The organism is Bowmanella yangjiangensis, from assembly GCF_018531185.1.
Lineage (GTDB): Bacteria > Pseudomonadota > Gammaproteobacteria > Enterobacterales > Alteromonadaceae > Bowmanella > Bowmanella yangjiangensis.
In genome coordinates, this window is sequence record NZ_JAHDJU010000004.1 from 137807 (window position 1) to 163083 (window position 25277).

Annotated in this window: 22 protein-coding genes; 7 read left to right on the plus strand and 15 right to left on the minus strand. The window is 50.9% G+C overall.

Annotation, left to right across the window (positions count from 1 at the left end; translation table 11 throughout):
• Positions 1–66 precede the first annotated feature (66 nt).
• The 4 genes from hutC to tnpA all read left to right on the plus strand — a co-directional run bounded on the left by hutC (position 67) and on the right by tnpA (position 4604).
• Positions 67–795 (plus strand): histidine utilization repressor, encoded by a 729-nt coding sequence (gene hutC, locus KJY73_RS20225; RefSeq protein WP_214345449.1) that lies wholly within the window; start codon positions 67–69, stop codon positions 793–795.
• Positions 796–797: 2 nt separating this feature from the next.
• Entirely contained in the window at positions 798–2462 is a 1665-nt protein-coding gene (hutU, locus tag KJY73_RS20230) for a urocanate hydratase (RefSeq protein ID WP_214345450.1), read from the plus strand.
• Complete coding sequence (gene hutH, locus KJY73_RS20235; protein ID WP_214345451.1) at positions 2462–3991, plus strand: histidine ammonia-lyase; 1530 nt, start codon at positions 2462–2464, stop codon at positions 3989–3991. Before hutU ends, hutH begins: the two co-directional genes overlap by 1 nt.
• A gap of 169 nt (positions 3992–4160) precedes the next feature.
• Positions 4161–4604 (plus strand): IS200/IS605 family transposase, encoded by a 444-nt coding sequence (gene tnpA, locus KJY73_RS20240; RefSeq protein ID WP_214345452.1) that lies wholly within the window; start codon positions 4161–4163, stop codon positions 4602–4604.
• Between the two features lie 63 nt (positions 4605–4667).
• Here the strand turns inward: tnpA and KJY73_RS20245 are convergent, their stop codons facing one another.
• The 5 genes from KJY73_RS20245 to KJY73_RS20265 form a co-directional block, all read right to left on the minus strand.
• Positions 4668–5402 carry a hypothetical protein gene (locus KJY73_RS20245; RefSeq protein WP_214345453.1) on the minus strand — a complete coding sequence of 245 codons (735 nt, stop codon included), beginning with the start codon at positions 5400–5402 and terminating at the stop codon, positions 4668–4670.
• Positions 5403–5480: 78 nt separating this feature from the next.
• A complete protein-coding gene (locus KJY73_RS20250) occupies positions 5481–6098 on the minus strand; it encodes an FKBP-type peptidyl-prolyl cis-trans isomerase (protein WP_214345454.1) in 618 nt (205 codons plus the stop codon).
• 184 nt (positions 6099–6282) lie between these two features.
• The gene (locus tag KJY73_RS20255) at positions 6283–7452 is read right to left on the minus strand and encodes a dipeptidase (RefSeq protein ID WP_214345455.1); all 1170 of its coding nucleotides are present in this window, start codon (positions 7450–7452) and stop codon (positions 6283–6285) included.
• A 39-nt stretch (positions 7453–7491) separates the two neighbouring features.
• A complete protein-coding gene (gene pepQ / locus KJY73_RS20260; RefSeq protein ID WP_214345456.1) occupies positions 7492–8811 on the minus strand; it encodes a Xaa-Pro dipeptidase in 1320 nt (439 codons plus the stop codon).
• A gap of 100 nt (positions 8812–8911) precedes the next feature.
• Complete coding sequence (locus tag KJY73_RS20265; protein WP_232848795.1) at positions 8912–10843, minus strand: lytic transglycosylase domain-containing protein; 1932 nt, start codon at positions 10841–10843, stop codon at positions 8912–8914.
• A 296-nt stretch (positions 10844–11139) separates the two neighbouring features.
• Here KJY73_RS20265 and fadB point away from each other — a divergent pair, with 296 nt between their 5' ends.
• Both fadB and fadA read left to right on the plus strand, forming a co-directional pair.
• Positions 11140–13281, plus strand: a complete 2142-nt coding sequence (gene fadB, locus KJY73_RS20270; protein WP_214345457.1) for a fatty acid oxidation complex subunit alpha FadB — start codon at positions 11140–11142, stop codon at positions 13279–13281.
• 15 nt (positions 13282–13296) lie between these two features.
• Positions 13297–14460 carry an acetyl-CoA C-acyltransferase FadA gene (gene fadA, locus KJY73_RS20275; RefSeq protein WP_214345458.1) on the plus strand — a complete coding sequence of 388 codons (1164 nt, stop codon included), beginning with the start codon at positions 13297–13299 and terminating at the stop codon, positions 14458–14460.
• Positions 14461–14515: 55 nt separating this feature from the next.
• On the opposite strand, the gene KJY73_RS20280 is transcribed toward fadA, so the two are convergent.
• Positions 14516–15073 (minus strand): sigma-70 family RNA polymerase sigma factor, encoded by a 558-nt coding sequence (locus KJY73_RS20280; protein ID WP_214345459.1) that lies wholly within the window; start codon positions 15071–15073, stop codon positions 14516–14518.
• A 221-nt stretch (positions 15074–15294) separates the two neighbouring features.
• Between KJY73_RS20280 and KJY73_RS20285 the strand changes: the two genes are divergently transcribed.
• Complete coding sequence (locus KJY73_RS20285) at positions 15295–16014, plus strand: hypothetical protein (protein ID WP_214345460.1); 720 nt, start codon at positions 15295–15297, stop codon at positions 16012–16014.
• 59 nt (positions 16015–16073) lie between these two features.
• On the opposite strand, the gene KJY73_RS20290 is transcribed toward KJY73_RS20285, so the two are convergent.
• The 9 genes from KJY73_RS20290 to mutL form a co-directional block, all read right to left on the minus strand.
• Positions 16074–17372 (minus strand): adenylosuccinate synthase, encoded by a 1299-nt coding sequence (locus KJY73_RS20290; protein WP_214345461.1) that lies wholly within the window; start codon positions 17370–17372, stop codon positions 16074–16076.
• A gap of 124 nt (positions 17373–17496) precedes the next feature.
• Positions 17497–17685: a DUF2065 domain-containing protein gene (locus KJY73_RS20295; RefSeq protein ID WP_206593058.1), complete on the minus strand. Its 189-nt coding sequence runs from the start codon at positions 17683–17685 to the stop codon at positions 17497–17499.
• The gene (locus KJY73_RS20300; RefSeq protein ID WP_214345462.1) at positions 17682–18842 is read right to left on the minus strand and encodes an aminotransferase class V-fold PLP-dependent enzyme; all 1161 of its coding nucleotides are present in this window, start codon (positions 18840–18842) and stop codon (positions 17682–17684) included. The genes KJY73_RS20295 and KJY73_RS20300 overlap by 4 nt, the downstream gene beginning before the upstream one ends.
• A gap of 45 nt (positions 18843–18887) precedes the next feature.
• Positions 18888–19775, minus strand: a complete 888-nt coding sequence (gene hflC, locus KJY73_RS20305; protein WP_214345463.1) for a protease modulator HflC — start codon at positions 19773–19775, stop codon at positions 18888–18890.
• A gap of 3 nt (positions 19776–19778) precedes the next feature.
• Complete coding sequence (hflK, locus tag KJY73_RS20310) at positions 19779–20930, minus strand: FtsH protease activity modulator HflK (protein ID WP_214345464.1); 1152 nt, start codon at positions 20928–20930, stop codon at positions 19779–19781.
• 36 nt (positions 20931–20966) lie between these two features.
• Positions 20967–22259, minus strand: a complete 1293-nt coding sequence (gene hflX, locus KJY73_RS20315; protein ID WP_214345465.1) for a ribosome rescue GTPase HflX — start codon at positions 22257–22259, stop codon at positions 20967–20969.
• 22 nt (positions 22260–22281) lie between these two features.
• Positions 22282–22533: an RNA chaperone Hfq gene (gene hfq, locus KJY73_RS20320; protein ID WP_206593063.1), complete on the minus strand. Its 252-nt coding sequence runs from the start codon at positions 22531–22533 to the stop codon at positions 22282–22284.
• A 123-nt stretch (positions 22534–22656) separates the two neighbouring features.
• Positions 22657–23577 carry a tRNA (adenosine(37)-N6)-dimethylallyltransferase MiaA gene (gene miaA, locus KJY73_RS20325; protein WP_214345466.1) on the minus strand — a complete coding sequence of 307 codons (921 nt, stop codon included), beginning with the start codon at positions 23575–23577 and terminating at the stop codon, positions 22657–22659.
• Positions 23567–25267, minus strand: coding sequence for a DNA mismatch repair endonuclease MutL (gene mutL, locus KJY73_RS20330; protein ID WP_214345467.1), 1701 nt, complete (start codon positions 25265–25267; stop codon positions 23567–23569). The genes miaA and mutL overlap by 11 nt, the downstream gene beginning before the upstream one ends.
• Between the last annotated feature and the right edge of the window lie 10 nt (positions 25268–25277).

Below are 25277 nucleotides of genomic sequence, written 5' to 3' on the forward strand. Positions count from 1 at the left end.
CAAGTTGTTTGTGTCAATTTATAAAACGATGTTAATCGACAGTTAACCAATATTAGGGGATAGCGTTTGGCTGACAGCAAGTATCAGCAGATTAAGTCGCATATTTTGCAGCGTATTGAAACCGGACGTTGGCAGGAAGGCGATGCCGTGCCATCTGAAAACCAGCTGGCCGGTGAATTTGGCGTTAGCCGTATGACCGCCAGACGTGCTTTGCAGGAGCTGGCAGAGCAGGGCGTGTTGCAACGTACTCAAGGCGCTGCGACCTGCGTGGCACCGCTCAAAAGCCAGTCATCCATGCTGCAAATTCGCAATATTGCCGACGAGATCCGTGAGCGTCAGCATAACCATCGAGCGCAAGTCATCGAGTTGGCAGAAATTCAGGCAGATAAAGCCCTGGCTGCTCATCTTGCTTTGCCGGTGGGCAGTCAGCTGTATTACAGCCTTATCTGCCATTGGCAAGATGATGAGCCGTTGCAGCTTGAACAGCGTTTTGTTAATCCGGCCCTTGCCCCTGATTACCTTGAACAGGACTTTAGCGCCCTGACGCCCCATGAATACCTGTGCACGGCAGCACCGCTTACCGAAGCTGAGCATAAGGTCGAGGCGATGTTGGCTGATGCTTTGTCTGTTCAGTATCTGCAATTACAGGTCGGCGCACCTTGCCTGCGCTTACACCGAACTACCTGGAGCCGGGATGGTGTGGTCAGCCACGCCTTACTGACGCATCCGGGGGAAAAATATCAGCTTGGCGGCCATTTAACTTTTGTGCCAAGCGAACGAATCAACAGGAGATAACCATGAGCAACCGACATGATCCATCGCGGGTGATCCGCGCGCCCCATGGCAGCCAACTAAGCTGCAAGCACTGGCAGGCCGAGGCCGCCCTGCGCATGTTGATGAACAATCTCGACCCAGACGTGGCCGAACGCCCGGAAGATCTGGTGGTGTACGGCGGTATTGGCCGGGCTGCGCGTGATTGGCAGTGTTTCGATAAAATTGTTGAAGTATTGCAGCGCCTGGAACTGGACGAGTCTTTGCTGGTGCAGTCAGGTAAACCTGTCGGGGTATTTAAAACTCACGAAGACGCGCCTCGGGTGCTCATTGCCAACTCCAATCTGGTGCCACACTGGGCCACCTGGGAGCATTTTAACGAGTTGGATAAGCAAGGTCTGATGATGTACGGCCAGATGACCGCCGGTAGCTGGATTTACATCGGCAGTCAGGGCATAGTGCAGGGTACCTACGAAACCTTTGGTGCTGTGGCAAGACAGCACTTCAGCGGTGAAGCAAAAGGGAAGTGGGTACTTACTGGGGGGCTTGGTGGCATGGGCGGTGCGCAGCCGCTAGCGGCCACCATGGCCGGTTTTTCTATGCTGGCAGTGGATGTGGATGAAACTCGTATCGATTTTCGCCTGCGCACCCGTTACCTGGATAAAAAGGCCGCGACCTTGGATGAAGCCCTGGCCATGATTAACGCCTCAGACAGCCCGGTATCAGTAGGCTTGCTGGGCAATGCTGCTGATGTGTTTGCCGAACTGGTAGAGCGCAATATCACCCCGGATGTGGTGACCGATCAAACCTCTGCACATGACCCGTTAAATGGTTATCTGCCGCAGGGCTGGACTATGGAACAGGCGGCGAGCATGCGCCAACAGGATGAAGCCGCGGTAGTTAAAGCGGCGAAGCAGTCTATGGCCGTGCAGGTGCGCGCCATGCTGACCTTGCAGGAGCGCGGCGCAGCCACCTTGGACTATGGCAACAATATCCGCCAGATGGCCTTTGAAGAAGGGGTGGTCAATGCCTTTGATTTCCCTGGCTTTGTACCGGCGTATATCCGTCCGCTGTTCTGTGAAGGTATCGGACCGTTCCGCTGGGCAGCGCTGTCTGGTGACCCGGAAGATATCTATAAAACCGACCAGAAGGTCAAAGAATTGATCCCCGATAACGCGCATTTGCATAACTGGCTGGATATGGCCCGTGAGCGCATTCAGTTCCAGGGTTTGCCCGCCCGTATTTGCTGGATTGGGTTGAAAGACCGAGCTCGTGTGGCCCTGGCCTTTAATGAGATGGTGAAAAACGGTGAGCTTAAAGCGCCTGTGGTGATTGGTCGTGACCATCTGGACTCAGGCTCGGTTGCCAGCCCTAACCGTGAAACTGAGAGCATGCTGGACGGTTCGGATGCGGTATCCGACTGGCCACTGCTGAATGCATTACTGTCCACCGCAGGTGGCGCCACCTGGGTCAGTTTGCATCATGGCGGCGGTGTGGGCATGGGCTTTTCCCAGCATGCCGGTGTAGTGATTTTATGTGACGGTACTGACGCGGCTGCCAAGCGGGTGGGCCGGGTATTGTGGAATGATCCGGCAACCGGCGTAATGCGCCATGCTGACGCGGGATATGACGTTGCTAAACGCTGTGCCAAAGAGCACGGCCTGGATCTACCTATGCTGGAGAGCAAATAATGGCCACGCTAAAACTCCAACCCGGAAAACTGACCTTAGCGCAGCTTCGCGCCGCCAGCCGCGAGTCGATGACCATTGAACTGGAAGAACAGGCCAAGCCTGTGATTAATGCCTCGGCGGCCACAGTGAAAAAAATCCTCGATGAAGGTCGGGTGGTTTACGGTATCAACACCGGATTTGGCTTGCTGGCTAATACCAGAATCAAACCCGAAGAGCTGGAACTGCTGCAACGTAGTATCGTACTTTCCCATGCGGCTGGTACCGGCCAGTTAATGGATGACAGCACAGTACGGCTGATGATGTTGCTGAAAATCAATAGCCTGGCCCGCGGTTTCTCCGGTATCCGCTTACAGGTGATAGAAAACCTGATCGCCTTGTTAAATGCCGAAGTGTACCCCTGCGTACCGAAAAAAGGTTCGGTAGGCGCCAGTGGCGATTTAGCCCCATTGGCACATATGAGTATGCCGTTGATGGGCGAAGGCCATGTGCGCCACAAAGGCGAGAAACTGACCGGCGCTGAAGGTCTGAAAATAGCCGGGCTAGAGCCGGTAACTTTCGCGCCGAAAGAGGGCCTGGCGTTGTTAAACGGTACCCAAGCCTCCACCGCTTTTGCCCTGGAAGGCTTGTTCTATGCAGAAGATCTGCTGGCAGCGGCCACAGTTGGTGGCGCTATGTGTGTGGAAGCGGCGCTGGGTAGCCGTGCGCCATTTGATGCGCGTATTCATGAAGCCCGTGGTCAGCGTGGCCAGATTGATATGGCTGCTGCGTACCGTGACTTGCTCGGCGACAGCTCACAAATCGGCGAGTCCCATCATGATTGTGAAAAGGTCCAGGATCCTTACTCACTGCGCTGTCAACCGCAGGTCATGGGCGCGTGTTTAACTCAGATGCGCCAGGCCGCAGAGGTGTTGTTAATTGAGGCCAATGGCGTCACCGATAATCCACTGGTGTTTGGCGATGACATTATCTCCGGCGGTAACTTCCATGCTGAACCGGTGGCGATGGCTGCAGACAACCTGGCGCTGGCCATTGCCGAAATCGGTGCCTTGTCTGAGCGTCGTATGGCGCTGTTGATTGACAGCGGCTTGTCTAAGCTGCCGCCCTTTTTGGTCAATAACGGCGGGGTAAACTCCGGCTTTATGCTGGCCCAGGTCACTGCGGCGGCACTGGCATCGGAAAATAAAACCTTTGCTCATCCAGCCTCGGTGGACAGTTTGCCAACCTCGGCAAATCAGGAAGACCATGTGTCTATGGCTACCTTTGCCGGTCGTCGTCTGGCGGATATGGCTGAGAATACCCGCGGTATTCTGGCGGTAGAGCTACTGGCTGCCGCTCAGGGCATGGATTTTCGCCGTCCATTGCTGTCCAGTCCAAAGGTAGAGCAGGGCTATGGCCTGGTGCGGGAGCGCGTGGCTTTTTATGATCACGACCGCTACTTCTCACCGGATATCGAGGCTATTGCTGCACAAATCGGCGAAGGTGCTTACAACTATCTGGTTGAAGCACTGTTGGTTAGCCGCGCCGCCTGATTGTGGTTGTAGATACTAATAAAAAGGCCTGATGATTCAGGCCTTTTGTTGTCAGTCTTAAACCACCTCCTATGGAGGTGGTGATCGTCCAGTCGGGGCTGTGCCCGTAGAGTGCTCATGCTAGATACTGACTTTTGTTTGTTACCAGCAAATAAAAGGAGTAAATAGCATGAGCCGATATGAATCCGCCTCACACGTATTCTATCGTTGTCAGTATCACATCGTGTGGACGCCGAAGTATAGATACAAGATTTTGAAAGGTCAGGTAGGCAAAGAGCTTTACCGAAGTATCTATGTCTTTTGCAGCATGAAAAAGTGTGTGGTGGTTGAACTGAATGTTCAAGTTGACCATGTTCACTTGGTGGTGAGAACGCCACCGAGTTTAAGCGTGTCAGAGTTGATGGGGACATTAAAAGGTCGAACAGCCATCAGATTGTTCAACAAATTCCCTTATCTGCGGAAGAAGAAATTGTGGGGAAACCATTTTTGGCAAAGAGGATACTTTGTCGATTCGGTAGGTGCTAACGAAGACATCATTCGCCGTTATGTGAAGTATCAGGATAAACAAGCCAAAGAGGAAGAGGAGCGTCAACAGCGCTTAGCACTTTCTTGAGTAGAAAGGCACCCTTCTAGGGTGCCCTTAAGCAAAGCCACCTGCTATGCAGGTGGATTTTTACTATTTTGGGATAGAGACTACCTTACGTCCTGCCAGTAGGTATAAGTACTTACCATGTTCTTTGCTGTTTGAGCTGGAGGAAGAAGTGGAATTAAAATTCTGTCGCCAGAAAGGCTGCTTACTCAGTGCATCTAACGCAATACGCAACGAATCTGTATCTTTTAAACCGCGGATCTCGCAGACCGATTGGCTGCAACGGACATTTTCTATCTCGTACAAATGAGACAGTTCATGCATTTGCAGAAAATCTGCAATGTTTTGCTTCAGCATATAAACCTCGTCTTGATCCTGAGGCTCATTGATCAACGTCAGATATTGCTCGGCAATATGACCGTCCAGCCTTTCTACAAATGATTTGAAGGGTTCTGGCAAGTTATCTTGCTCAACATCTTCATTGGTCACTTGTATAGTTTCCGCCAGTGCCTTTTGATAGGCCTTACTGTTCAGTATTTTTCGCAACTGCACTCGCTGTTTGTCGATGGTGCGCTGTTGCGCTTGCAGCTGTTTTTCCAGGTCGACACTGAGAGCCGAGCTGTGATCTTGTTCTAGTTGCTGACTGGAGGGGGGAGCAGCTATGGGTGCTTTGGCCACGTCCTGAATAACGGGCGTGATGACCGGTGAAGGTGCTGAGACTACATTAGGTGCACTACCCGAAGGCTCGGCTGAACGTGAAGCGGCCAGGTAACCAAAGACAAAGCTACCTATGCAGGCCACTATCCATAGCAAGTTACGCATTATTCATCCTTGAAGCGGCTCGCCTTATGGCACGCCGCAGCAAATGTGCTTGGCCAGCATTATTGCCGGCCAGGGATATTACAGAATATCCAGCAACTCTACGTCAAAAATCAGGGTGCTGAAAGGCTTAATGGCTGCGCCAGCACCTTGCTCGCCGTAGGCAAGTTGATAAGGTACATACAAACGCCATTTGGCACCAACCTGCATGAGTTGCAGGGCTTCGGTCCAGCCTTTAATCACGCCACCTACCGGGAATTCGGCAGGCTGACCGCGCTCGTAGGAGCTGTCGAATACTGTACCGTCAATCAGGGTACCGTGATAGTGCGTGCGCACGGTAGAAGCGGCAACTGGCTTGTCACCGTTACCTTCGCTCAGTACTTCATATTGCAGACCTGAGTCGGTAACGACTACACCGTCGCGCTTGGCGTTATCTGCCAGGAAGTTTTCACCTTCGGCGATAACGGCCTTAGATTGCTCGGCTTTAGCAGCCTGCATTTTCTGATGGATGGCGTTGAACGCGGTGCGCAGATCGTCGTTGCTAACGGCGCTGGGCAGTTGGTGGAAAGCCGTCGCCAAACCATCTTGCACGGCATCAATATCCAGGCCGTCGAAAGGGTTTGAGGCCAGCTGCTCGCCCATTTGCAAGCCGATACCATAGCTGGCTTGCAGCTCAGGGGTGTTATAGGTCTTAGACATGATAAGTCCTTGGTCAGGGCTGAACTCTCAGCCAATTAGAAGATTTGCCGAAGCAACCAGGGCGGCGATCCTAACACTCGTACAGATGATGTACAGCCCCTGGCCAGAAATGGCACGCTGAATAGGCAAAAGGCCTTGCTTAGGGCAAAGGCCTTTTCTATTAGACTAACGCAGCTACCTGTTATTAATGTTTAGCCGCGTAGTCCTCAACCTGACGCCATACGCGCAACAGGTTGCCGGATAGGATCTTACGGATATCGGCTTCGCTGTAGCCTCTGTCCAGTAAACCCTGAACCAGGTTAGGGTAAGTAGATACGTCTTTCAGATCGATTGGCAGTGAGTCACCTACACCGTCATAGTCGGAACCGATACCAATATGATCGATTCCGACTAAATCACGCACGTGGTCGATATGGTCCAACACGATTTCCAAAGTAGCAAAGGGATAAGGGTTGTTTTGACGATACTGTTTGTCAAAGGATTCACGGTCTTTTGCCTGCGCTTCTTTCATCGCATCGCTGCGCTTTTTACCCCATGCCTGCGCCTGGTTGGAGACAAAGCTGGAGCCGAAGTTGATCATCACCACACCGCCGTTTTTAGCCAGGGCTTTAATCATGTCATCATTCATATTGCGCTCGAATCCCGGCGTGAATTTACGCAGCGACGAGTGAGAAGCAATCACCGGCGCTTTGGTAAGTTCAATCACCTGATAAAAAGCATCATCTGAGACGTGGGAAATATCGATCATCATGCCGATGTTGTTCATCTCGGTAACCAACTGTTTACCGAAGTCGCTCAGGCCGTGCCATTTACGGCGTAAATCGTAAGAGGAGTCAGAAATATGGTTGGCTTGAGAGTGGGCCAGGGTAATGTAACGTACACCTCGTTTGTAGAAATGCTGCAGGTTATCCATGCTGCCTTCCAGGGGCGTACCGTTCTCCATGCCCATCGGCAGGGCAATTTTGCCGGCCTTGAACGCGGCTTCTACATCAGCCACAGAGTGGGCAATGGCAAACTTTTCGGGCGCACGACCAACTATGGCTTCTACGCTGTCGATCAGGCGGTTAGCTAAAAGTACGCTGCCACCGGACTCTTCGTAGCTGGCGGGAATATAAATCGACATAAAAGGGGCATTCAGACCACCCTCTACAGCGCGCGGATAATCAAAATCACCTTTGGGTGTGGCCACGGTGACATCTTCCCATTCATCATTGATACGATATGGAACGTCGATGTGACCGTCGACCAGAATGGTCTCTTTTGCCAGGCGCTTGGCTTGCTCAGAGGGCACAATGGCCAATGCGCTGGTGGACGCCAGAATGGCGGCAATAGTCAGGGCAATTTTGCTTTTCACGTATTTATTCCTGTTGTTATAAGTGTCAGTGCAACGAATTTAATTCAGACCCAGATCACGAGTCATGTTCTCGTTTCTGTCCCGGTGTACGATGACATTATCCTCGATACGAATACCGCCAAATGGTCTGAATAGCTCGACGCGGTCCCAGTTGATGTACTTGGATTGCTCGCTCCCTTTGAGGTCCGCCAGCAGACTGTCTATAAAATACAGTCCTGGTTCGACAGTAAAGACCTGGCGCGCCTCAACGAGACGGGTTGCACGCAGAAACGGATGTTCTGCGGGCGGTGGTGCTGGTGTGCCTCTGTCATCGGCCATCAGCCCCCCCATATCATGGACCTGTAAGCCTAAATGGTGGCCAATGCCGTGGGGGAAAAAAGTACGGGTAATGCCTTGCTGCAGGATATCCTCAGCAGACAGGTTGACCAGGCCAAAATGCTTTAGCAGTGCGGCGATTTTCTGATGTGCGGCAAAGTGCAAATCCGGGTAAGGAATGCCTGGCTTGAGCATGTCCACCAGGTCTAAAGTCACCTGATCCATGGCAATCACCAGCTCGGCAAACTCATTCTGTTGTCTGGCGTAAGTACGGGTAATGTCCGCGGCATAGCCATGAAACTGGGCGCCAGCGTCAATTAAAAACGAGCGATGTTCAGTAGGCTTTTGCACTTCCACCGTCATATTGTGCAATATCGCGGCATTCTCATTTAAGGCAACGATGTTGCCATAAGGCACTTCATTAATGCCCTGACGCACGGCAGACAGATAAGCCTGGTTAATATCGAATTCACTTAGTTCATCGAAAAAAGCGGCTTTGGCGGCCTCATGACCTTGCACCGCGATGCGGTTAGCTTCTCGCAGGCAGGCCAGCTCATAATCGGTTTTATAAGCACGGTGGAAGTGAAAATAGTGCAGCACACGGTCGGGATTTACCAGTTCAAAGCCCAGCGCCTTGGCCACCTCAATATATTCACCAATATAAGCGTAGCGGCGTTTGTCATAAGGCAGATGCTTCTCCACCTGATTAGCCTGCGCCAGCAAGACAATATCAAACTGCTCGGCCCAGAAGTCACTCGGTGGGGGCGGTACTTTGTGCCAGAAGTCCTTGGGGCGATAGAAAATCAGCTTTGGCTTGTCGACACCGTTAACTACTAACCAGCAATTGGGGTTATCCAGCACCGGCACCCAGGCTTTAAACTGCGGGTTAACGGCAAAAGGGTAGTCCATGTCATCCAGAAAACGACGTTTAGCCTGCCCGGAATGGATGATCAGACCGTCGATTCCTTCGCGCTGGATAGCTTCCAACGTGCGAGACTGAAGCTCTGCTATATGCTGTGGATAGAGGGATGCTAATGGCTGCATTAAGGTGCTCCGGAAGCGGATTATTTTTGCCCGTACACTAGCATACTCAGGGCTGAACTACTAATCCGCCCGGCACCGTTAAAACGCCGTTCGTGCCTGGTTATTGCGCCGTCATGGAGGCCGAAATTTTCATATTGGCCAGATCTTCAAACAAATTCTGTTCCTGGCCCAAGCGCTGCTTGTAAATCTGTTTGTATGCCATAACCGCTTTGACGTAATTACGGGTTTCCTTGTAAGGGATGGTTTCCACCCACACATCCATGGGCACGTCATCTTTGGGTAGCCAGCGTTTTACCCGGCTCATTCCGGCATTGTAGGCGGCGGTCGCCAGCACCGGGTTATCCTGCATTTTATCCATCAGATAACGCAGGTACTGGGTACCGTATTCCACATTCTTTTCGGGATCGAACAGCACCTGGTTTGAGACCTTTTTCTTGGCCAGATCGCGAGCGGTGCGCGGCATAATTTGCATTAGTCCTTTGGCGCCAACACCAGAGTTGGCATCCACCATAAACGAGCTTTCTCTTCTGGCGATGGCGAAAGCCCAGGCCGGATCAACATGGTGCTTGCTGGCACTTTGCATCAGCGGCTGGTCAAAGGCTAGTGGGAAGCGGCGTTTAACGTCGTCCAAATAGCCAAGGCGAGAGAAGGCAAAGATAGCCTGGTCATGCCAACCCCAGCGATCTGCCAGAACCGCGGCTGCGAGTCCTTGCTGGTAGGTCAGGTTGCCTTGTAACTGAATCCATTCGCGGCGTGCTGCCGTATAGCGTTTCAACGCCAATAATTCCTTGGCTCGCTTGGCTGCAGGAAGGTTTTCAACATGAAGCAACTCCTCATCGGAAATCTTCAGTGGCGTATCGGCCAGATTCGGTGACTTGGCCAGCTTACCGGCGGCTAAAAAGCCGTAGTAGTGACGAACGTTGGATAAGGTGTCATATTGGCGCTTGGCATTGACCGGGTCATTCAGATGCTCATAGCTACGGGCGAGCCAATAGCGGCTGGAGTAATCCTCCTCCAGTGCAGCAGGAGCCGAATTCACAACATCTGCCACATGCTGCCAGTCCTGATGACGCAAGACATGGGTTAGGTGCCAACGGAAAATGTCTTCATTGCCATCGCCTCGGTTGGCCCGTTCCAGCCAGAATTCAGCCTGCGGGTGATCTTCTACCGCCAGGGCCACAGCGAATCCGGCGGCTACGGCTTGCTCTTCAACGGCATCAAAACTGTACTTCTCTGCAGCCCGCTGCCAGGTTTTCATCGCCAGGGCTTTATCTCGCCATACCAATCGCTTCAACGAATAGACAATAACCTGGCGTTCTTCGGCAGGGTACTTGTTGGGAAACTTAGTTAGCTGAGCCACTGAAGCTGGGTTGCGTCTGGCGTTTAGCCACAAATCACCCAGATACTGTTGGGACGCAGGTAACAAAGATTTCAGATAAGGAATTAAGGTATGGTCGCCACCATCGGCGGCCATCACTAAACGTTCCAGCACTAAAGGTGCGGTGCGATGGCCGGCATCGCTCCATTGCTTGAAGACTTTGTCACAAGCTTTGTCCTGCGATTTACCCACTAACCACAGCTCGGGTACCAAGGCGAAAGCTTGCTGACGCAGGTCTGGCTGAGCAAGGCGGTAGGCGGCATTCGTGCAGCGCAGTGTATCGTCACCGGTATCCCGGTAGTAGGTTAGAAAACGATGCTGATCGTTACGTTTCATCAAATAACGCAACCACTTCTCCCTCACTTCTCTGTCCAGTGGGGTATCGGCATAGTCTTTCAGAAAGGCGGCAATTTGTTGCTCACGGCTCAGCTTCAGGCCCGAAAGCAACGCGGTTTGTTCTAAATAGGGAAGCAGCGGGTAATCGCCTAGTTGCTTAACGGCATCCAGATAAGTTTCGCTGTCTGGGTAATAACTCCACTTTTCTGCGTCGATAAACTGCGCGCGCTGTCGTTCCAGCTTATCGTCAGCTAAAAGAGACAGAGGAATCAGTGCCAGTAGAGCAACTAATTTTCGCATTGTAGAGACGACCACCATAACCAGCCTCCTGAGCGAGCGGGGACCCTTTAGATTAATGATAGTCAACGCAGAATCAAGTATGGGAGAAGACTAATTGGTGTTTAATTTGTGTGTTTTTTGTACTCCAGGCTGTCGCCTGCCGCTAGTTGATTGACTTTATTTGGTTTTTTACAAAGTTGATAAATTATTTAAACGTTTGTTTGAATTTCGGTTGAAATTTAATACGCCATCAACAAGAATTGAGCCACCCTACATTTGCGTTCCGACCAATTCGGGCGCTGCACCATCAGTATAGATGGCCAAAGGAGAGCAACATGATATATCAAGGTAACAGCCTGTCTGCGTCCTTGTTGGATGATGGCATTGCCGAGGTGGTCTTTGATGCCGCCGGGTCGGTGAATAAGTTTGATCAACAAACTGTCTCTGAACTCAATGAATTATGCGCTGCGCTGGAAGGCAATGCGGCGGTGAAAGGCGCCCTGGTGCGTTCCAACAAAGGTGCCTTTATTGTTGGTGCCGACATTACCGAATTTAACGGTTTGTTCGCCTTACCTGAGCAAGAGGTGCTGAGCTGGGTAGCCAAAACTTCGCAGGTATTCGACCGTTTTGAAGACCTGCCTTTCCCGACAATCGCTGCGGTGAATGGTTTTGCCTTGGGCGGTGGTTGTGAAATGACCCTGGCCTGTGATTTTCGTGTCGTCGACAACACGGCCCGAATTGGCCTGCCTGAAGTTAAGCTCGGTTTGATGCCGGGCTTTGGTGGCACGGTGCGCTTACCGCGCATTATCGGTGCAGATAATGCACTTGAGTGGATGACCAGTGGTCGTGACAAGAAGCCTGAACAAGCATTGGCTGATGGTGCCATTGATGCTGTGGTTGGCGCAGACAAACTGCGTGATGCGGCAATTAATATGCTTAAGCAAGCTATTGCTGGTCGTCTGGACTGGCAAAAACGCCGTGACCAGAAAAAGTCACCATTGAGCCTTAATGCCAATGAATCCATGATGAGCTTTGCTACGGCTAAGGCTATGGTCACTGCGGTGGCGGGGCGTCATTATCCGGCTCCGCATATGATGGTAGATACTGTGGCCAAAGCCGCAGGATTAGATCGTGCAGGTGCCCTTAAGCTGGAAAATGAAGGCTTTGTGGCATTAGCCAAAACCGAAGCTGCGACCGCGCAAATCGGCATCTTTATGGCCGACCAGTTGGTGAAAAGCAAAGGTAAGAAGCAAGCGAAGTCCGCCAGCAAGGATATCAAACAAGCCGCGGTGTTGGGCGCAGGCATAATGGGCGGTGGTATTGCCTACCAGTCGGCTGTGAAAGGTACCCCAACGGTGATGAAAGACATTCGTCAGGATGCCTTACAACTGGGCCTGAACGAAGCGGCAAAAATCCTCGGTAAAGGTATGGAGCGCGGTAAGGTAGACGGTAAGACCATGGCCGCAACCCTAAATAATATCGTTCCCAGCCTGGAATACAGTGCGATTAAGGACGCCGATATCGTTATTGAAGCTGTGGTAGAAAATCCCAAGGTCAAAGCGGCAGTATTAAAAGAAACCGAACAGGCTGTGAGTGCAGATGCGATCATCTGTTCCAATACCTCAACAATTTCCATTAACAGCCTGGCTACCAGCCTGGATAAGCCTGAGCGTTTCTGCGGTATGCACTTCTTTAACCCCGTGCATAAAATGCCGCTGGTGGAGATTATTCGAGGTGAAAAAACCACCGACGATACTATTGCAGCGGTGGTAGCCTTTTCACTGAAGATGGGTAAAACCCCCATAGTGGTTAATGACTGCCCGGGATTCCTGGTTAACCGTGTGTTGTTCCCTTATTTCGCCGGCTTCAGCCAACTGCTGCTGGACGGTGCGGACTTTGTTGCCGTTGATAAGGTCATGGAAAAAATCTTTGGTTGGCCTATGGGTCCGGCTTACTTGCTGGACGTAGTGGGTATGGATACGGCGGATCATGCTGCGGGTGTGATGGCCGAGGGCATTCCTGAGCGTATGCAGCGTATTGGTAATGATCCCATTCAGAGCCTTTACCAGGCCGGGCGTCTGGGCCAGAAGAATGGCAAAGGTTTCTATGACTTCTCGGTAGACAAGCGCGGTAAGCCTAGCAAAGCCGCCGCCGCAGAAGCCTACAGGCTGATTAATATCGAGCATCGTGAATTTGATGCAGAAGAAGTCATTGCCCGCCTGATGATCCCGATGGCCAATGAAGCGGTGCGTTGTCTGGAAGAGGGCATTGTTGCCAGTGCTGCCGAAGCGGATATGGCGCTCTTGTACGGTCTTGGTTTCCCTCCTTTCCGTGGCGGTATCTTCCGTTATATGGAAAGTATGGGATTGGCAAACTTTGTGGCTTTGGCCGACAAGTATGCTGCCCTTGGGCCTATTTATCAGATCACCGACGGATTGCGCGAGATGGCAGCATCCGGCAAGTCCTATTTCGCTTAAGGTTGGGAGAACATCATGAAAGACGTGGTAATAGTCGATTGCATCCGCACCCCCATGGGTCGTTCCAAGGGTGGCGTATTTCGCAATGTGCGCGCCGAAACATTGTCTGCACAGTTGATGACCCAATTGCTTGAGCGCAATAGTGCGTTAGATCCAAGCGAAATTGACGACATCATTTGGGGTTGCGTACAGCAGACCAAGGAGCAGGGTTTCAACATTGCCCGTAATGCCCAGCTGCTGACAAATATTCCTCGCTCTGTACCGGCGGTCACAGTGAACCGCTTGTGTGGCTCTTCCATGCAGGCTTTGCATGATGCGGCTTGCGGCATCATGGCTGGAAAGGGCGACGTGTACATCATAGGTGGTGTGGAACACATGGGTCATGTACCCATGAACTTTAATATCGATTTCCACCCAGGCCTGGCGAAATACACCGCTAAGGCCTCCGGCAATATGGGCATGACTGCCGAATTACTGGGCCGCCAAAATGGCATCACCCGTGAAATGCAGGATGTATTTGGCGCCCGTTCACATCAGCGCGCACATCAGGCAGCGATGGAAGGGCGCTGGGCATCAGAAATCGCCGCCATTGAAGGCCACGATGCTGATGGCGTACTGACGCTGGTAGATTATGATGAGGTTGTGCGCCCGGATACCACGGTAGAGACGCTGGCGGGATTACGCCCGGTGTTTGACCCGGTTAACGGTACCGTTACCGCCGGTACGGCATCGGCCATTTCCGATGGCGCCTCAGCCATGCTGGTGATGTCCGCTGATAAAGCCAAAGCGCTGGGTCTGAAACCTCGCGCCAAATTGCGCTCGATGGGGGTAGCTGGCTGTGATGCGGCGATTATGGGCTACGGGCCTGTACCTGCCACCAAAAAGGCACTAAAAGCCGCTGGTATGAGTATGGATGATATTGAGATTGCGGAGTTCAATGAAGCTTTTGCTGCGCAAGCGCTGTCCTGTATCAAACAGTTAGGCTGGCTGGAAAGCTACGACGAAAAAGTTAATCTTAATGGCGGCGCCATTGCGCTGGGGCATCCATTAGGCTGCTCAGGTGCGCGTATTTCCACTACTCTTATCAATCTGATGGAGGCTAACGACAAGTCTGTTGGTCTCGCCACCATGTGTATTGGTTTAGGGCAGGGTATCGCTACCGTTTTTGAACGAGTCTAATCTTTTTAAGTTAGACACCCATGGATAACAAACGCCGCATCAAGCGGCGTTTTTTCTACTCACTCAACAACTGGTGTAGCCAGGCGCGGGCAAACTTACTGTCGCGTTCTATGGTTTTGCTGGATAGACCCAAAAGCTCGCCGATCTCATCATTGGTCATGCCTGCAAAAAACTGCAATTCAATGATTTCAGCCTTGCGAGGGTCCTGACTGGCGAGTTGAGTGAGGGCATCGTCCAACTCCAACACCTCCATTTGCGATGTTGAATTTGCCAGCATGGATTCATGCAGTGTCAGGCGCTGACCATTTTCTCCGCGCTTCTGGCGGGCGTTTTGCCTGGCATGGTCGACCAAAATACGTCGTAAAGTACGGGCGGCCAGTGAGAAAAAGTGGCGCCGGTCATTGCAACTGAGATTAGCATCGGCCAGTCGCAAAAAGGCCTCATTGACTAGTGCCGTGGCTTGCAGGGTGTGGCCTTTTCGTTCTTTAGCCATTTCCTTACAGGCCAGCCTATGCAGTTCCTGGTAGATTAATTCAGTGACTTGAGCGAAGGCATTCGAATCGCCTGACTGCCAGCGGTCCAGTTGTTGTGTAAAAGAGGCGGAGGTAATCATATAAGCCTTATTCTGCCAGTCAGGTTCAGTAACAAAGACTTAAAGGACTATAAACGAGTCAGGCTGGTTCGCAAGAGGTCTTGCATGTGCTTGTTCTGGGTAATTTTAATTGAAAATAAAAAAATATCGTTAATTCATGTCTGAATTTTCTCCCCAATAGCGCTTTTAGGTGTGATGGCAATTTAACGGCCATCAAGGAATCGTTATCAGGAGAACAGAACATGAAAGCATATCGTGCATTATTGACCGGTCTGTGCGCCGGGACGTTAAGCGTTACTTTGAGTGTCCAATGTCTGGCGGCGAATGAAGTACCTATAGAGCCGAATGCTGTTCAAATTCAGATGTCGGACGAATTGGATCAGCAATTACGCTTGTTTGGCCTACAAGGTAAACCAAGCAGTATGTTGCAAGGTTGGAAAGACGTTATGTTGGAGCTTGAAGTACCAGGGGGGGCGGAAAACACCCCAGTGCAAGACGAAGCTCTGGTTAAGTGGCTGGCTGAACCTTGGTTACTGACCCAGCACATCACTTCTGTGCAAGAGTCACTGCTGGCTAAACATCGTCAGCATTCATTAAGTGAAGAAACCAAGATGGTTTTACAGCGCCTGACATCTATTATGCTGCTGGAACGTAAACTGGCGGAGCCGGGCAGTGAAGCAACAGGGGTACTTTTTACCCGCCGTTTGGATACCTTACACGATGAGCATGCCTATAAAAATGTGACACTGTATCGCTCACTGCGCAATTTAATTGCAATTTGGCAGCGTACACCAGAAGTGTCGTCCAGCCTGTTTGCCCGAGGCACCCCTGCCGTACAGGAGGTCAGGGAGGAACTGCTGAGTGGCAATCTGGATGAAGCGGGGATCGCACTGTACTCGCTGGCAAAGGTGAATGCTGAGATGGTGCTGGCCAGACAACATAACCAAAATGCAGCGTATTAATTGCTTAAAACTAGAGATATAGAAATGAAAAAGCCGCATTTGTATGCGGCTTTGTCTTATCAGGCGCCGTATGGATGGCGCAGAACTATTGTCTCAACCCGATCCGGGCCAGTAGAGACGATATCAACCGGCACATGCGTCAGTTCTTCAATACGCTTGATATAGTCGCGTGCGGCTTGCGGCAGCGCATCCAACGTCGTGGCACCGAAGGTATTTTCGCTCCAGCCGGGCATTTCTTCATATACCGGGGTGACTTTCTCGTATCCGTCAGCAGCCATGGGCGGTACGTCACGCACCGTACCGTCTGGGAACTTGTAGCCCACACAGATTTTCAGGGTTTCCAAACCGTCCAGCACATCCAGCTTGGTCAGACAGAAACCGCTGATGCTGTTGATTTGCACAGCGCGCTTCATAGCTACGGCGTCAAACCAACCGGTGCGACGCTTACGACCGGTAGTGGCACCGAATTCATGGCCTTTAGTACCTAGGTGATTGCCAATTTCGCAGTTCAGCTCGGTAGGGAAAGGACCAGAACCAACACGAGTAGTGTAGGCTTTTACGATACCCAGTACATAATCCAGATTTAACGGGCCGAAACCGGCACCTGTGGCTACGCCACCGGCGGTGGTGTTGGAAGACGTTACATAAGGATAAGTACCGTGATCGATATCCAACAATGTACCCTGTGCGCCTTCAAACATGATGGCGTCGCCATTCAGGCGCGCTTTGTCGAGCATATCCGGCACATCAACCACCATGGCTTTAATCACATCAGCGATAGCCATAGTCTGCTCCAATACTTCCTGATAGTTCACTGGCTCAACTTTGTAGTATTGGGTCAGTGCGAAGTTATGGAACTCAACAATTTCTTTCAGACGAGCAGCGAAAGTCTCGGCGCAGAACAGATCGCCAACGCGCAGGCAGCGACGTGCAATCTTATCTTCATAAGCAGGACCAATACCGCGGCCGGTGGTACCTATAGGGTTATTACCACGAGCTTTCTCGCGGGCTAAATCCAAGGCGACGTGGTAAGGCAAAATCAGGGGACAGGCTTCGCTGATAACCAAGCGTTCTTTTACTGGTACGCCGCGTTCTTCCAGCATCTTGATTTCTTTCATCAAGGCTTCAGGGCTTAGTACTACACCGTTACCAATTACACAGGTGACGTTGTCACGCAGTACGCCTGAAGGGATCAGGTGCAAGACTGTCTTCTCGCCGTTGATGACCAGAGTGTGACCAGCATTGTGACCACCTTGGTAACGTACAACGAATTTGGCCTTGTCTGTTAACAGATCAACGACCTTACCTTTACCCTCATCACCCCATTGGGTGCCGAGCACTACAACGTTTTTTGCCATGGATTAAAAAGAGGTCAGAAAATTAGGCGGGGATTCTATCAAATTTCGACCAGTCAGATCATCTGTTTTCCGGGAAATACCCTAACAGGAGTGTTAATTCCTTGCTGCCATGGGAAATTTCCGGTCAACTCAGGAGAAAATACAGTGCCACCAGACCGATAGTGACCATAGTTCCACCCATTGTGCGCAACTGTTGCGGCGCCTGGCTGGCAAGCTGATGCATAAAATTCTGCCAGCGATTAGGGAATAGTAAGGGCCCGATACCTTCCACTATTAATACCAAGGCCAGTGCTATCCATAAGGTGTCGGTCATGGCGCTTCCTTCAGGCAGCTAAGATCATATTCTGCCGCATTGTGGTAGATGGCAAAGCCAAAGCGTAATCTGTCGCCTCTGGCATCGGTCATCACTCCATGGTTGTTCAGTTGCTTGTGCAATTGTTGAACCTTGTCTGCATTCTGCAATTTAAAGGTCAGGAAATGGCCATGATGAGATAGCTGGTGTGCCAGTAGGTTGTTTCTGTTCAGTTCCGGGTGCTGTAGTGTATCCAGATGCTGCAAAAATGCTTGTTGCAGGCCTTGAACATAAGCGTGGATAGTAGCTACATCTAATCCTTGTTGCTGATACAACTGCTGCACGGCGGCCAAACGATACAAAGGGGAAAAATCCATGGTGGCACCCGCAAAGCGCATACCGTTGGTGGCGTAGTTTACTTGGCCTGTCTTGGCCTGGTCGAGTTCGCCGAATTCGGCAAACCAGCCTGTATAGGCGGGACGCAACTGACAAATAGGCGGAACGTGCAGGAAGCAACAGCCTTCTCCTCCCTGCGCATATTTGTAGCCACCGGCCAGATAAAAGACACGTCCGGCGATGGCCGACAAGTCGGTTGGAATAGCCATAAAGCCATGATAACCATCGATCACAACAATGCTATCAGCGGATGCTTTCGCGACCAGGCTTTCCAAGTCCTTTACTGCAAGACCTGAATTAAAAAATACCTGGCTGAAGAAAATAAGGTCCCAGTCATCTGATTGGATCGCCTCGGCAAAGCGTTCTTCAAAGTTAGTAAAGGGCAGGGTTTCAATACGACAAAGGCTGAGATTGTCGAACTCGTCCAGGCGGCTGATTTGCCGGTTAAAACTATGAAACTCACTATCGGTTGTGAGGATCTTCAGCGGCTTTTGCCAGTCCAGGCAACTGAGGATGCGGTATAGCAATTCATGGGTGTTGGGAGCAAAGGCCAGTTGTTCTGGCATGCCGGTATTTAGGGTGCCAGCAATAGATTGCTGTACTTGGGGCAGTTTCTCACTGAACAAATGCTGCCATTTGTCGTCCACCAGTGCCGCCGTGTCATCCCAGTATTGCAGCATGGCATCACGGGTGACATCTGGCCAGTAGTGATGACTGTGGCAGGCAAAATGCTGTTTACCCTTATTGGCATCGAGAAAGCGGCGGTACAGATGTTGGTACAAGGTTGGCCTCTTGCTAATAGCAAAAGGGCCCCTGGGGGCCCTTTATCAGTTTTGTTTACCTTTAGTGTTATTCATGTAGCGGAAGAAATCGCTGTCCGGCTCAAGAATCAACACGTCTTGCTTGCTATTGAAGCTCTTACGGTAGGCATCCATGCTGCGCAGGAAGGCGTAAAACTCTGCGTTTTTGGTGTATGTATCCGCATAAATCTTGGCTGCTTCCGCATCACCTTCACCTCGTAGTTTTCTGGCGTTACGCTCTGCATCTGCCAGCATAACTGTTACCCTGGCATCAATGTCAGCACGGATAATTTCTGCCTGCTCACGACCCTGAGAACGGTGCTCCTTCGCTACGGCAGCACGCTCGGCACGCATACGCTCGAAGATAGAGTTACTGATTTCCAATGGCAGGTTAATCTGCTTAACCCGCACATCGACAATCTCAATACCCAGTTCAACGGCGCTTTCAGCCGATTGTTTCATGGCTTTGTTCATCAGCTCTGAACGCTCGCCTGACACAATCTCGGAAATAGTGCGGCTACCAAACTCGGTGCGCAATCCGTTGTTAACCTTCTGCTTTAACAGCGTCTCGGCCTGGTCCTTGAATCCACCTGTGGCCAGATAATAAGTAGCAAAGTCCTTGATGCGCCATTTCACATAGGAATCAACGATCAGGTCTTTTTTCTCTGCTGTTACGAATCGGTTTGCGCCGTCATCCAGGGTCTGCACCTTGGAAGTCAGCTGTTTTACCGTGTCGATAAAAGGTAACTTCAGATAGATACCCGGCTCGTAAACGATGGTTTGTCCGGTCTCGGCGTCACGGCGGACCTTACCAAACTGAATGACAATGCCGCGGTAACCTTCTTCAATCACAAATACCGAACCGAAGCCGAGAATTACGAGCACGATAATCAGTGCAATACTAAAATTTTTCATGCCTTACTCCCTCCCGGTGCGGAATCTGTCTGATCTGGAACCTGTGCTACTCGAGTTGCCGTTGGCAGACTGGTTTTGCGTGTTGGTTCGCAGGCCTTCCAGGGTATTAGAGGACACAGGGGCCGGGGTGGCGCTGTTCTGACGCTCCAGAATTTTATCCAGCGGCAGATACATCATGTTACCGCTACCTTTATTGTCCACCATGATCTTGCTGGTGTTACCGTAAACCTCTTCCAGAGTCTCCAGATAAAGACGCTGACGGGTTACTTCCGGTGCCGCAACATACTGTGGCAGTAATTCTTCAAAGCGTGCTACTTCACCGCGGGCTTCCAGGGTGACACGTTGCTTATAAGCGGTGGCTTCCTGTTCCATCCGGTTAACCTGACCACGCGCTCTGGGTTCGATTTCCCTGGCATAGGCTTCGGCCTCACGGATATAACGCTGTTCGTCTTCCTGAGCGGCAATCGCATCGTCAAATGCTGCTTTCACTTCTTCAGGTGGACGAGCGTCTTTGAAGTTGACGTCCAGAATTTCAATACCCATGCTGTAAGGAGCAATAATACCGTTTAGTTCGTCACGCACTTCCTGACGGGCCACTTCACGGCCGCGAGTCAATACTTCATCCATTTTGGAATGGCCAACCACATAGCGAATGGCTGCATCCAAGGCATGACGCAAACTTTCATCAGGATCTACAACCGCAAAGGTATATTTGAAGGGATCCATCACTCGGTATTGAATTTCCATATCGACGCGTACCACGTTCTCGTCTTCGGTCAGCATAAAGCCCGAAGACGGCATGGAACGCACCGATTGTACGTTGACCGGATAAACGGTATCCACAAAGGTGGGTTTCCAGCGTAAACCTGGTTCCTGGAAACTGTGGAACTTACCAAAGCGCAGCACAACACCACGTTCTGCTTCTTTAAGGGTATAGAAACCACTGATAAACCAAACGGCGATTAAAATGCCGACGATTAAACCCAGACCGAGACCACCGACACCTTTACCGGAAGACTTATTGCCACCGCTAAAGCCACCGAGTTTGTCGAAGAACTTCTTGAAAACCTCGTCCAGATCAGGAGGACCCTGATCGCGGCTGCCGCGATTTTTCCAGGGATCGTTATTGTTGCCTCCAGGCTCATTCCAAGCCATGTGTTTCTCCGTATTGATAGAAAAATAATTCAGACGTTAATGTTTGTGGACAACAAAGCTGGTCAGCTCATGGCTGACATTCTTTTCCAAGCGATGCCAGTCTTTAGCCGGCATCCTGACATCCACTACCCAATCGCCGTCTTCGGCATAAGACTCCGCCGAAATGCAATGCAGGTTATATAAAGCGCCACGTAATTTCCCCTCTCTGGGAGGAATTCGCAGTTGGTACTGTACCATGCTGCGCCCCAGGCAGTCAGTCAACGCCTGGAACAACAGTTCAATACCTAAACCTTGCTGAGCTGACAACCATACCCTGATAGGACGACCTTCTTCATCCCTATCTATGCGAGGAGTCATGCCTTCTAGCAAGTCGATTTTGTTACAAATCGTCAATTGCGGAACGTCGCCAGCATCGATCTCTTCCAGCACCTGGTTGACCTGATCGATATTGTCTTTATATTGCTCATCGGCGTAATCCACCACATGTAGCAATAAATCCGCTTCCTGAGTTTCCTGCAAGGTTGCCTTAAAAGCCGCAACCAGATCATGGGGGAGGTGGCGGATAAAACCAACCGTATCGGCCAATATAGCCGGGCCCACATCTTGTAATTGTATCTTACGTAAAGTCGGATCAAGCGTAGCAAATAGCTGATCAGCGGCATACACACCAGCCGCAGTCAGGGTGTTGAACAAGGTAGACTTTCCGGCGTTGGTATAACCAACCAAAGACACGGTCGGAATCTCTGCGCGGGTTCTGGCCCGGCGGCCCTGTTCACGCTGTTTCTGTACCTTTTCCAGACGCCTCAAAATGTGGTCGATTCTGGCTCGCAGTAAACGACGGTCTGTTTCCAGCTGGGTTTCACCCGGACCGCGCAAGCCTATACCACCTTTTTGCCTTTCCAGGTGAGTCCAGCCTCGGATCAGGCGGGTAGAGATATGTCTCAACTGCGCAAGCTCTACCTGCAACTTACCTTCGTGAGTGCGAGCCCGCTGGGCAAAAATATCCAGAATCAATCCAGTGCGATCCAATACACGGCACTTACAAAGCTTTTCCAGATTGCGCTCTTGTGAGGGGGACAGGGCGTGATTAAAGATCACCACATCGGCACCAGATACTTGTACCTGTTGCGCGATCTCTTCGGCTTTGCCGCTACCGACAAAATATTTGGCACTGGGACTGGAACGGGAACCTTTAACCAGACCAACAGCGTTAACTCCTGCAGACGAAACCAGCATCTGCAACTCGTGCAAATCTTCTCTGCTGCTTTCGTCGGGGAAGTCTATATGTACCAGTACAGCCTGCTCACCTGCTTCATAACGGTCAAACAAGCGTCATCTCCAAAAGGAATGATTAGTCCTCGTCATTATCTTGGTTTGACGGAGGATTAGCAATCATAGGAATTGGACGAGCTGGCACTACAGTTGAGATTGCATGCTTATACACCATCTGGCTGACAGTATTTTTCAACAGAATCACAAACTGGTCGAAAGATTCGACCTGTCCCTGCAACTTGATGCCATTGACCAGGTAAATAGATACCGGTACACGTTCTTTTCTCAATGCATTTAAAAAGGGATCTTGCAGTGATTGGCCTTTCGCCATTTTCATTATCCTTTTATTTTTATTATCTCAGTGCCTCAAGCACAAATGAGACACCTCGCCAGCTTTTCGATTATACAGTTTTTGTACTGCCTGTATAGCTACAGGCCGTTAAGGTTCGGGGCTTTACAGCTTTTCCGCGACCAGTGACAAATTGTCTTTTGCAAAAGTATCCAACCAGTGAATATTTTGCCAGCCACGCAACCAAGTCAACTGGCGTTTAGCTAATTGTCGGGTCGCTACTATAGCGCGATAACGCATCTCTTGATGGTCATACCTGCTATCCAAATACTCCCACATCTGACGATAGCCAACACATCGCATTGAAGGCAAGTTTAGATGCAGATCTGCTCTAGCGTAAAATTTTTTTACTTCGTCTTCAAAGCCTTGCGCCAGCATCTGATCAAAACGCAAGGCAATACGATTATGTAACACGTCTCGGTCTTGCGGCGCTATAGCAAATTGGAATACCTGATAAGGTAATGGGGGCGTTTTTTCCTGAGTCAAGTCGGTGAGACTTTGACCGGTAAGATAGATCACCTCCAGAGCGCGGGTTAGGCGCTGGGGGTCATTAGGGTGAATGCGAGCAGCAGACACAGGATCTTTTTGCTTAAGTTCATCATGCAGTGCCTGCCAGCCCTCAGTGGCTGCGCGTTGCTCTATTTCGGCACGTACTGTTGCATCAGACGAGGGAAGCGGGGAAATGCCCTCCAGCAAGACCTTGAAATACATCATGGTGCCACCCACCAATAAAGGAATTTTTCCTTTGGCCTGGATGTCGGCCATTTCACGTAGCGCATCCTGGCGAAAATCGGCGGCAGAGTAGGCCTGTGAGGCGTCCAATATGTCGATTAATCTATGTGGTGCCTGACGTAACTCGTCTGCTGAGGGTTTGGCGGTGCCGATATCCATATCACGATAAATCATCGCCGAGTCAACACTGATAATTTCGCAGGGATAGTGCTGAACTAACTGCATGGCTAAATCCGTTTTTCCTGAGGCTGTTGGCCCCATCAAAAATATTGCCGGAGGCAGGTTAGTTTGCATAGGTTTGAATCCATTGTTCCAAAGGCAGGGGTCTGGCTTTATTGTTGAGTAAGTCCTCCAGCAAGGCCTGCTGTTCACACCACTGCCACCATTGCTTGACTTGCTCTTCGGAATACACTTGCTGCTTATTGGCCACCTTGTCTAACAGACATTCAATTTCCGCTCCATGCGGACAATCCAGTATCAAAGGTAGCAGTTCGGGCCAGTTTAGCTGGCGCAGTCCGGCTGGCACCTGTTTGAGCATCAACTTATGTCTGTCATAACTAAGCACAAAACCTAGGGGAACTAGCGCGGCTTGTTTAGTTTCCAGGTCAATATCTGGCAAGCTTTGCAAACTGAGAGCCACCGGCATCAGCAAGGGTTGGCTGACGGCTGACGCCAGACTGTGTTTTATCTTCAGTTTATGGAGTTCTTTCACCGGTAAAAGACAGCAAACCTGATTGTGATTGAGCAGCAAATAGCGTTGTTGAACGAATAACCAGGGATAAAGGCTGCCGCTGGCCTGAGGAGCTTGTGTCGGTGTTTGCATCAACTGCTGATAATGTTGAGCGCCGCGACTGGAGACACCGCCACCCTGGTAGTGGCCTAGCGATTCGGTCACCTTGCTTTGTAAGGGTTTGATGTAATTGTGGTTTGGCTCCGCTGCTGGAATCTGTCTGATTGGCGCTGAGGTACTATCTTCCAGGGCAATTTCAGCAGTAGCCTGGTTTAGTGCATCCTGCAGGGCCCGAAAAATAAAATCATGTACCAATCTTGCCTGATGGAACCGGACTTCATGCTTGGCCGGATGCACATTCACATCGACTTCCCTGGCATCCAGTTGAAGATAAAGTACATAGGCGGCATGCCCTTCAGGAGGCAGTAATCCTTCAAAGGCTTGTCGAATTGCGTGATGAATTAGCTTGTCACGCATCATTCTGCCATTTACGTAAAAATACTGATGATCTGGCGTGTTACTGCTCTGAACGGCCAACCAGCCGTGTAAATGCAGCCCCTGATACTGGCTTTGAATGTTCAGAGCATGTTCGCCAAATCCTGCACTGCATACCAGCGCCACGCGCTTTTGCCTGGTGGCCTCAGTATTGGCTTTGGGATAATGACGCAGCAACTTACCGTTATGCTTCAGACTAAAGGCGACATCAAAGCGCGATAGGGCGATGCGCTTCAAGGTTTCATCAATGTGTTGAAATTCGGTTTTTTCACTGCGCAGAAATTTACGTCTGGCCGGTGTATTAAAGAACAAGTCCAGCACTTCTACACTGGTACCATCAGGGTGTGCCGTCGGCTGTAACTGCACGGCCATGTCCCGCCCTTCGGCTTTTGCTTGCCAAGCTTCAGACTGGGTCGCAGGTTTGGAGGTCAGGGTTAGGCGCGCTACCGAGCTGATACTGGCGAGGGCTTCACCGCGAAAACCCAGGCTCATGATTTGCTCTAAGTCATCCAAGCAACTTATTTTGCTGGTGGCATGACGACTAAGGGCTAACTCAAGTTCATCACGGGCAATACCGCTACCATTATCTCGGATCAGAATTCGTTTGTGACCGCCACGGTCAATTTCCAACTCAATTTTATCAGCACCGGCGTCCAGGCTGTTTTCAACCAGCTCTTTAATCACTGATGCAGGGCGTTCTACTACCTCACCGGCGGCAATTTGGTTGGCGAGGCGGGCAGGTAATATCTGTATTGGCAAGGTGTTCTAC

What these genes read in the sequence shown, in the direction of transcription:
- hutU (WP_214345450.1), top strand. Translation starts at nt 798, where the DNA reads ATGAGCAACCGACATGATCCATCGCGGGTGATCCGCGCGCCCCATGGC.
- hutH (WP_214345451.1), top strand. Translation starts at nt 2,462, where the DNA reads ATGGCCACGCTAAAACTCCAACCCGGAAAACTGACCTTAGCGCAGCTT.
- tnpA (WP_214345452.1), top strand. Translation starts at nt 4,161, where the DNA reads ATGAGCCGATATGAATCCGCCTCACACGTATTCTATCGTTGTCAGTAT.
- KJY73_RS20245 (WP_214345453.1), bottom strand. Translation starts at nt 5,402, where the DNA reads ATGCGTAACTTGCTATGGATAGTGGCCTGCATAGGTAGCTTTGTCTTT.
- KJY73_RS20250 (WP_214345454.1), bottom strand. Translation starts at nt 6,098, where the DNA reads ATGTCTAAGACCTATAACACCCCTGAGCTGCAAGCCAGCTATGGTATC.
- pepQ (WP_214345456.1), bottom strand. Translation starts at nt 8,811, where the DNA reads ATGCAGCCATTAGCATCCCTCTATCCACAGCATATAGCAGAGCTTCAG.
- KJY73_RS20265 (WP_232848795.1), bottom strand. Translation starts at nt 10,843, where the DNA reads ATGGTGGTCGTCTCTACAATGCGAAAATTAGTTGCTCTACTGGCACTG.
- fadB (WP_214345457.1), top strand. Translation starts at nt 11,140, where the DNA reads ATGATATATCAAGGTAACAGCCTGTCTGCGTCCTTGTTGGATGATGGC.
- fadA (WP_214345458.1), top strand. Translation starts at nt 13,297, where the DNA reads ATGAAAGACGTGGTAATAGTCGATTGCATCCGCACCCCCATGGGTCGT.
- KJY73_RS20280 (WP_214345459.1), bottom strand. Translation starts at nt 15,073, where the DNA reads ATGATTACCTCCGCCTCTTTTACACAACAACTGGACCGCTGGCAGTCA.
- KJY73_RS20285 (WP_214345460.1), top strand. Translation starts at nt 15,295, where the DNA reads ATGAAAGCATATCGTGCATTATTGACCGGTCTGTGCGCCGGGACGTTA.
- KJY73_RS20290 (WP_214345461.1), bottom strand. Translation starts at nt 17,372, where the DNA reads ATGGCAAAAAACGTTGTAGTGCTCGGCACCCAATGGGGTGATGAGGGT.
- KJY73_RS20295 (WP_206593058.1), bottom strand. Translation starts at nt 17,685, where the DNA reads ATGACCGACACCTTATGGATAGCACTGGCCTTGGTATTAATAGTGGAA.
- hflC (WP_214345463.1), bottom strand. Translation starts at nt 19,775, where the DNA reads ATGAAAAATTTTAGTATTGCACTGATTATCGTGCTCGTAATTCTCGGC.
- hflK (WP_214345464.1), bottom strand. Translation starts at nt 20,930, where the DNA reads ATGGCTTGGAATGAGCCTGGAGGCAACAATAACGATCCCTGGAAAAAT.
- hfq (WP_206593063.1), bottom strand. Translation starts at nt 22,533, where the DNA reads ATGGCGAAAGGCCAATCACTGCAAGATCCCTTTTTAAATGCATTGAGA.
- miaA (WP_214345466.1), bottom strand. Translation starts at nt 23,577, where the DNA reads ATGCAAACTAACCTGCCTCCGGCAATATTTTTGATGGGGCCAACAGCC.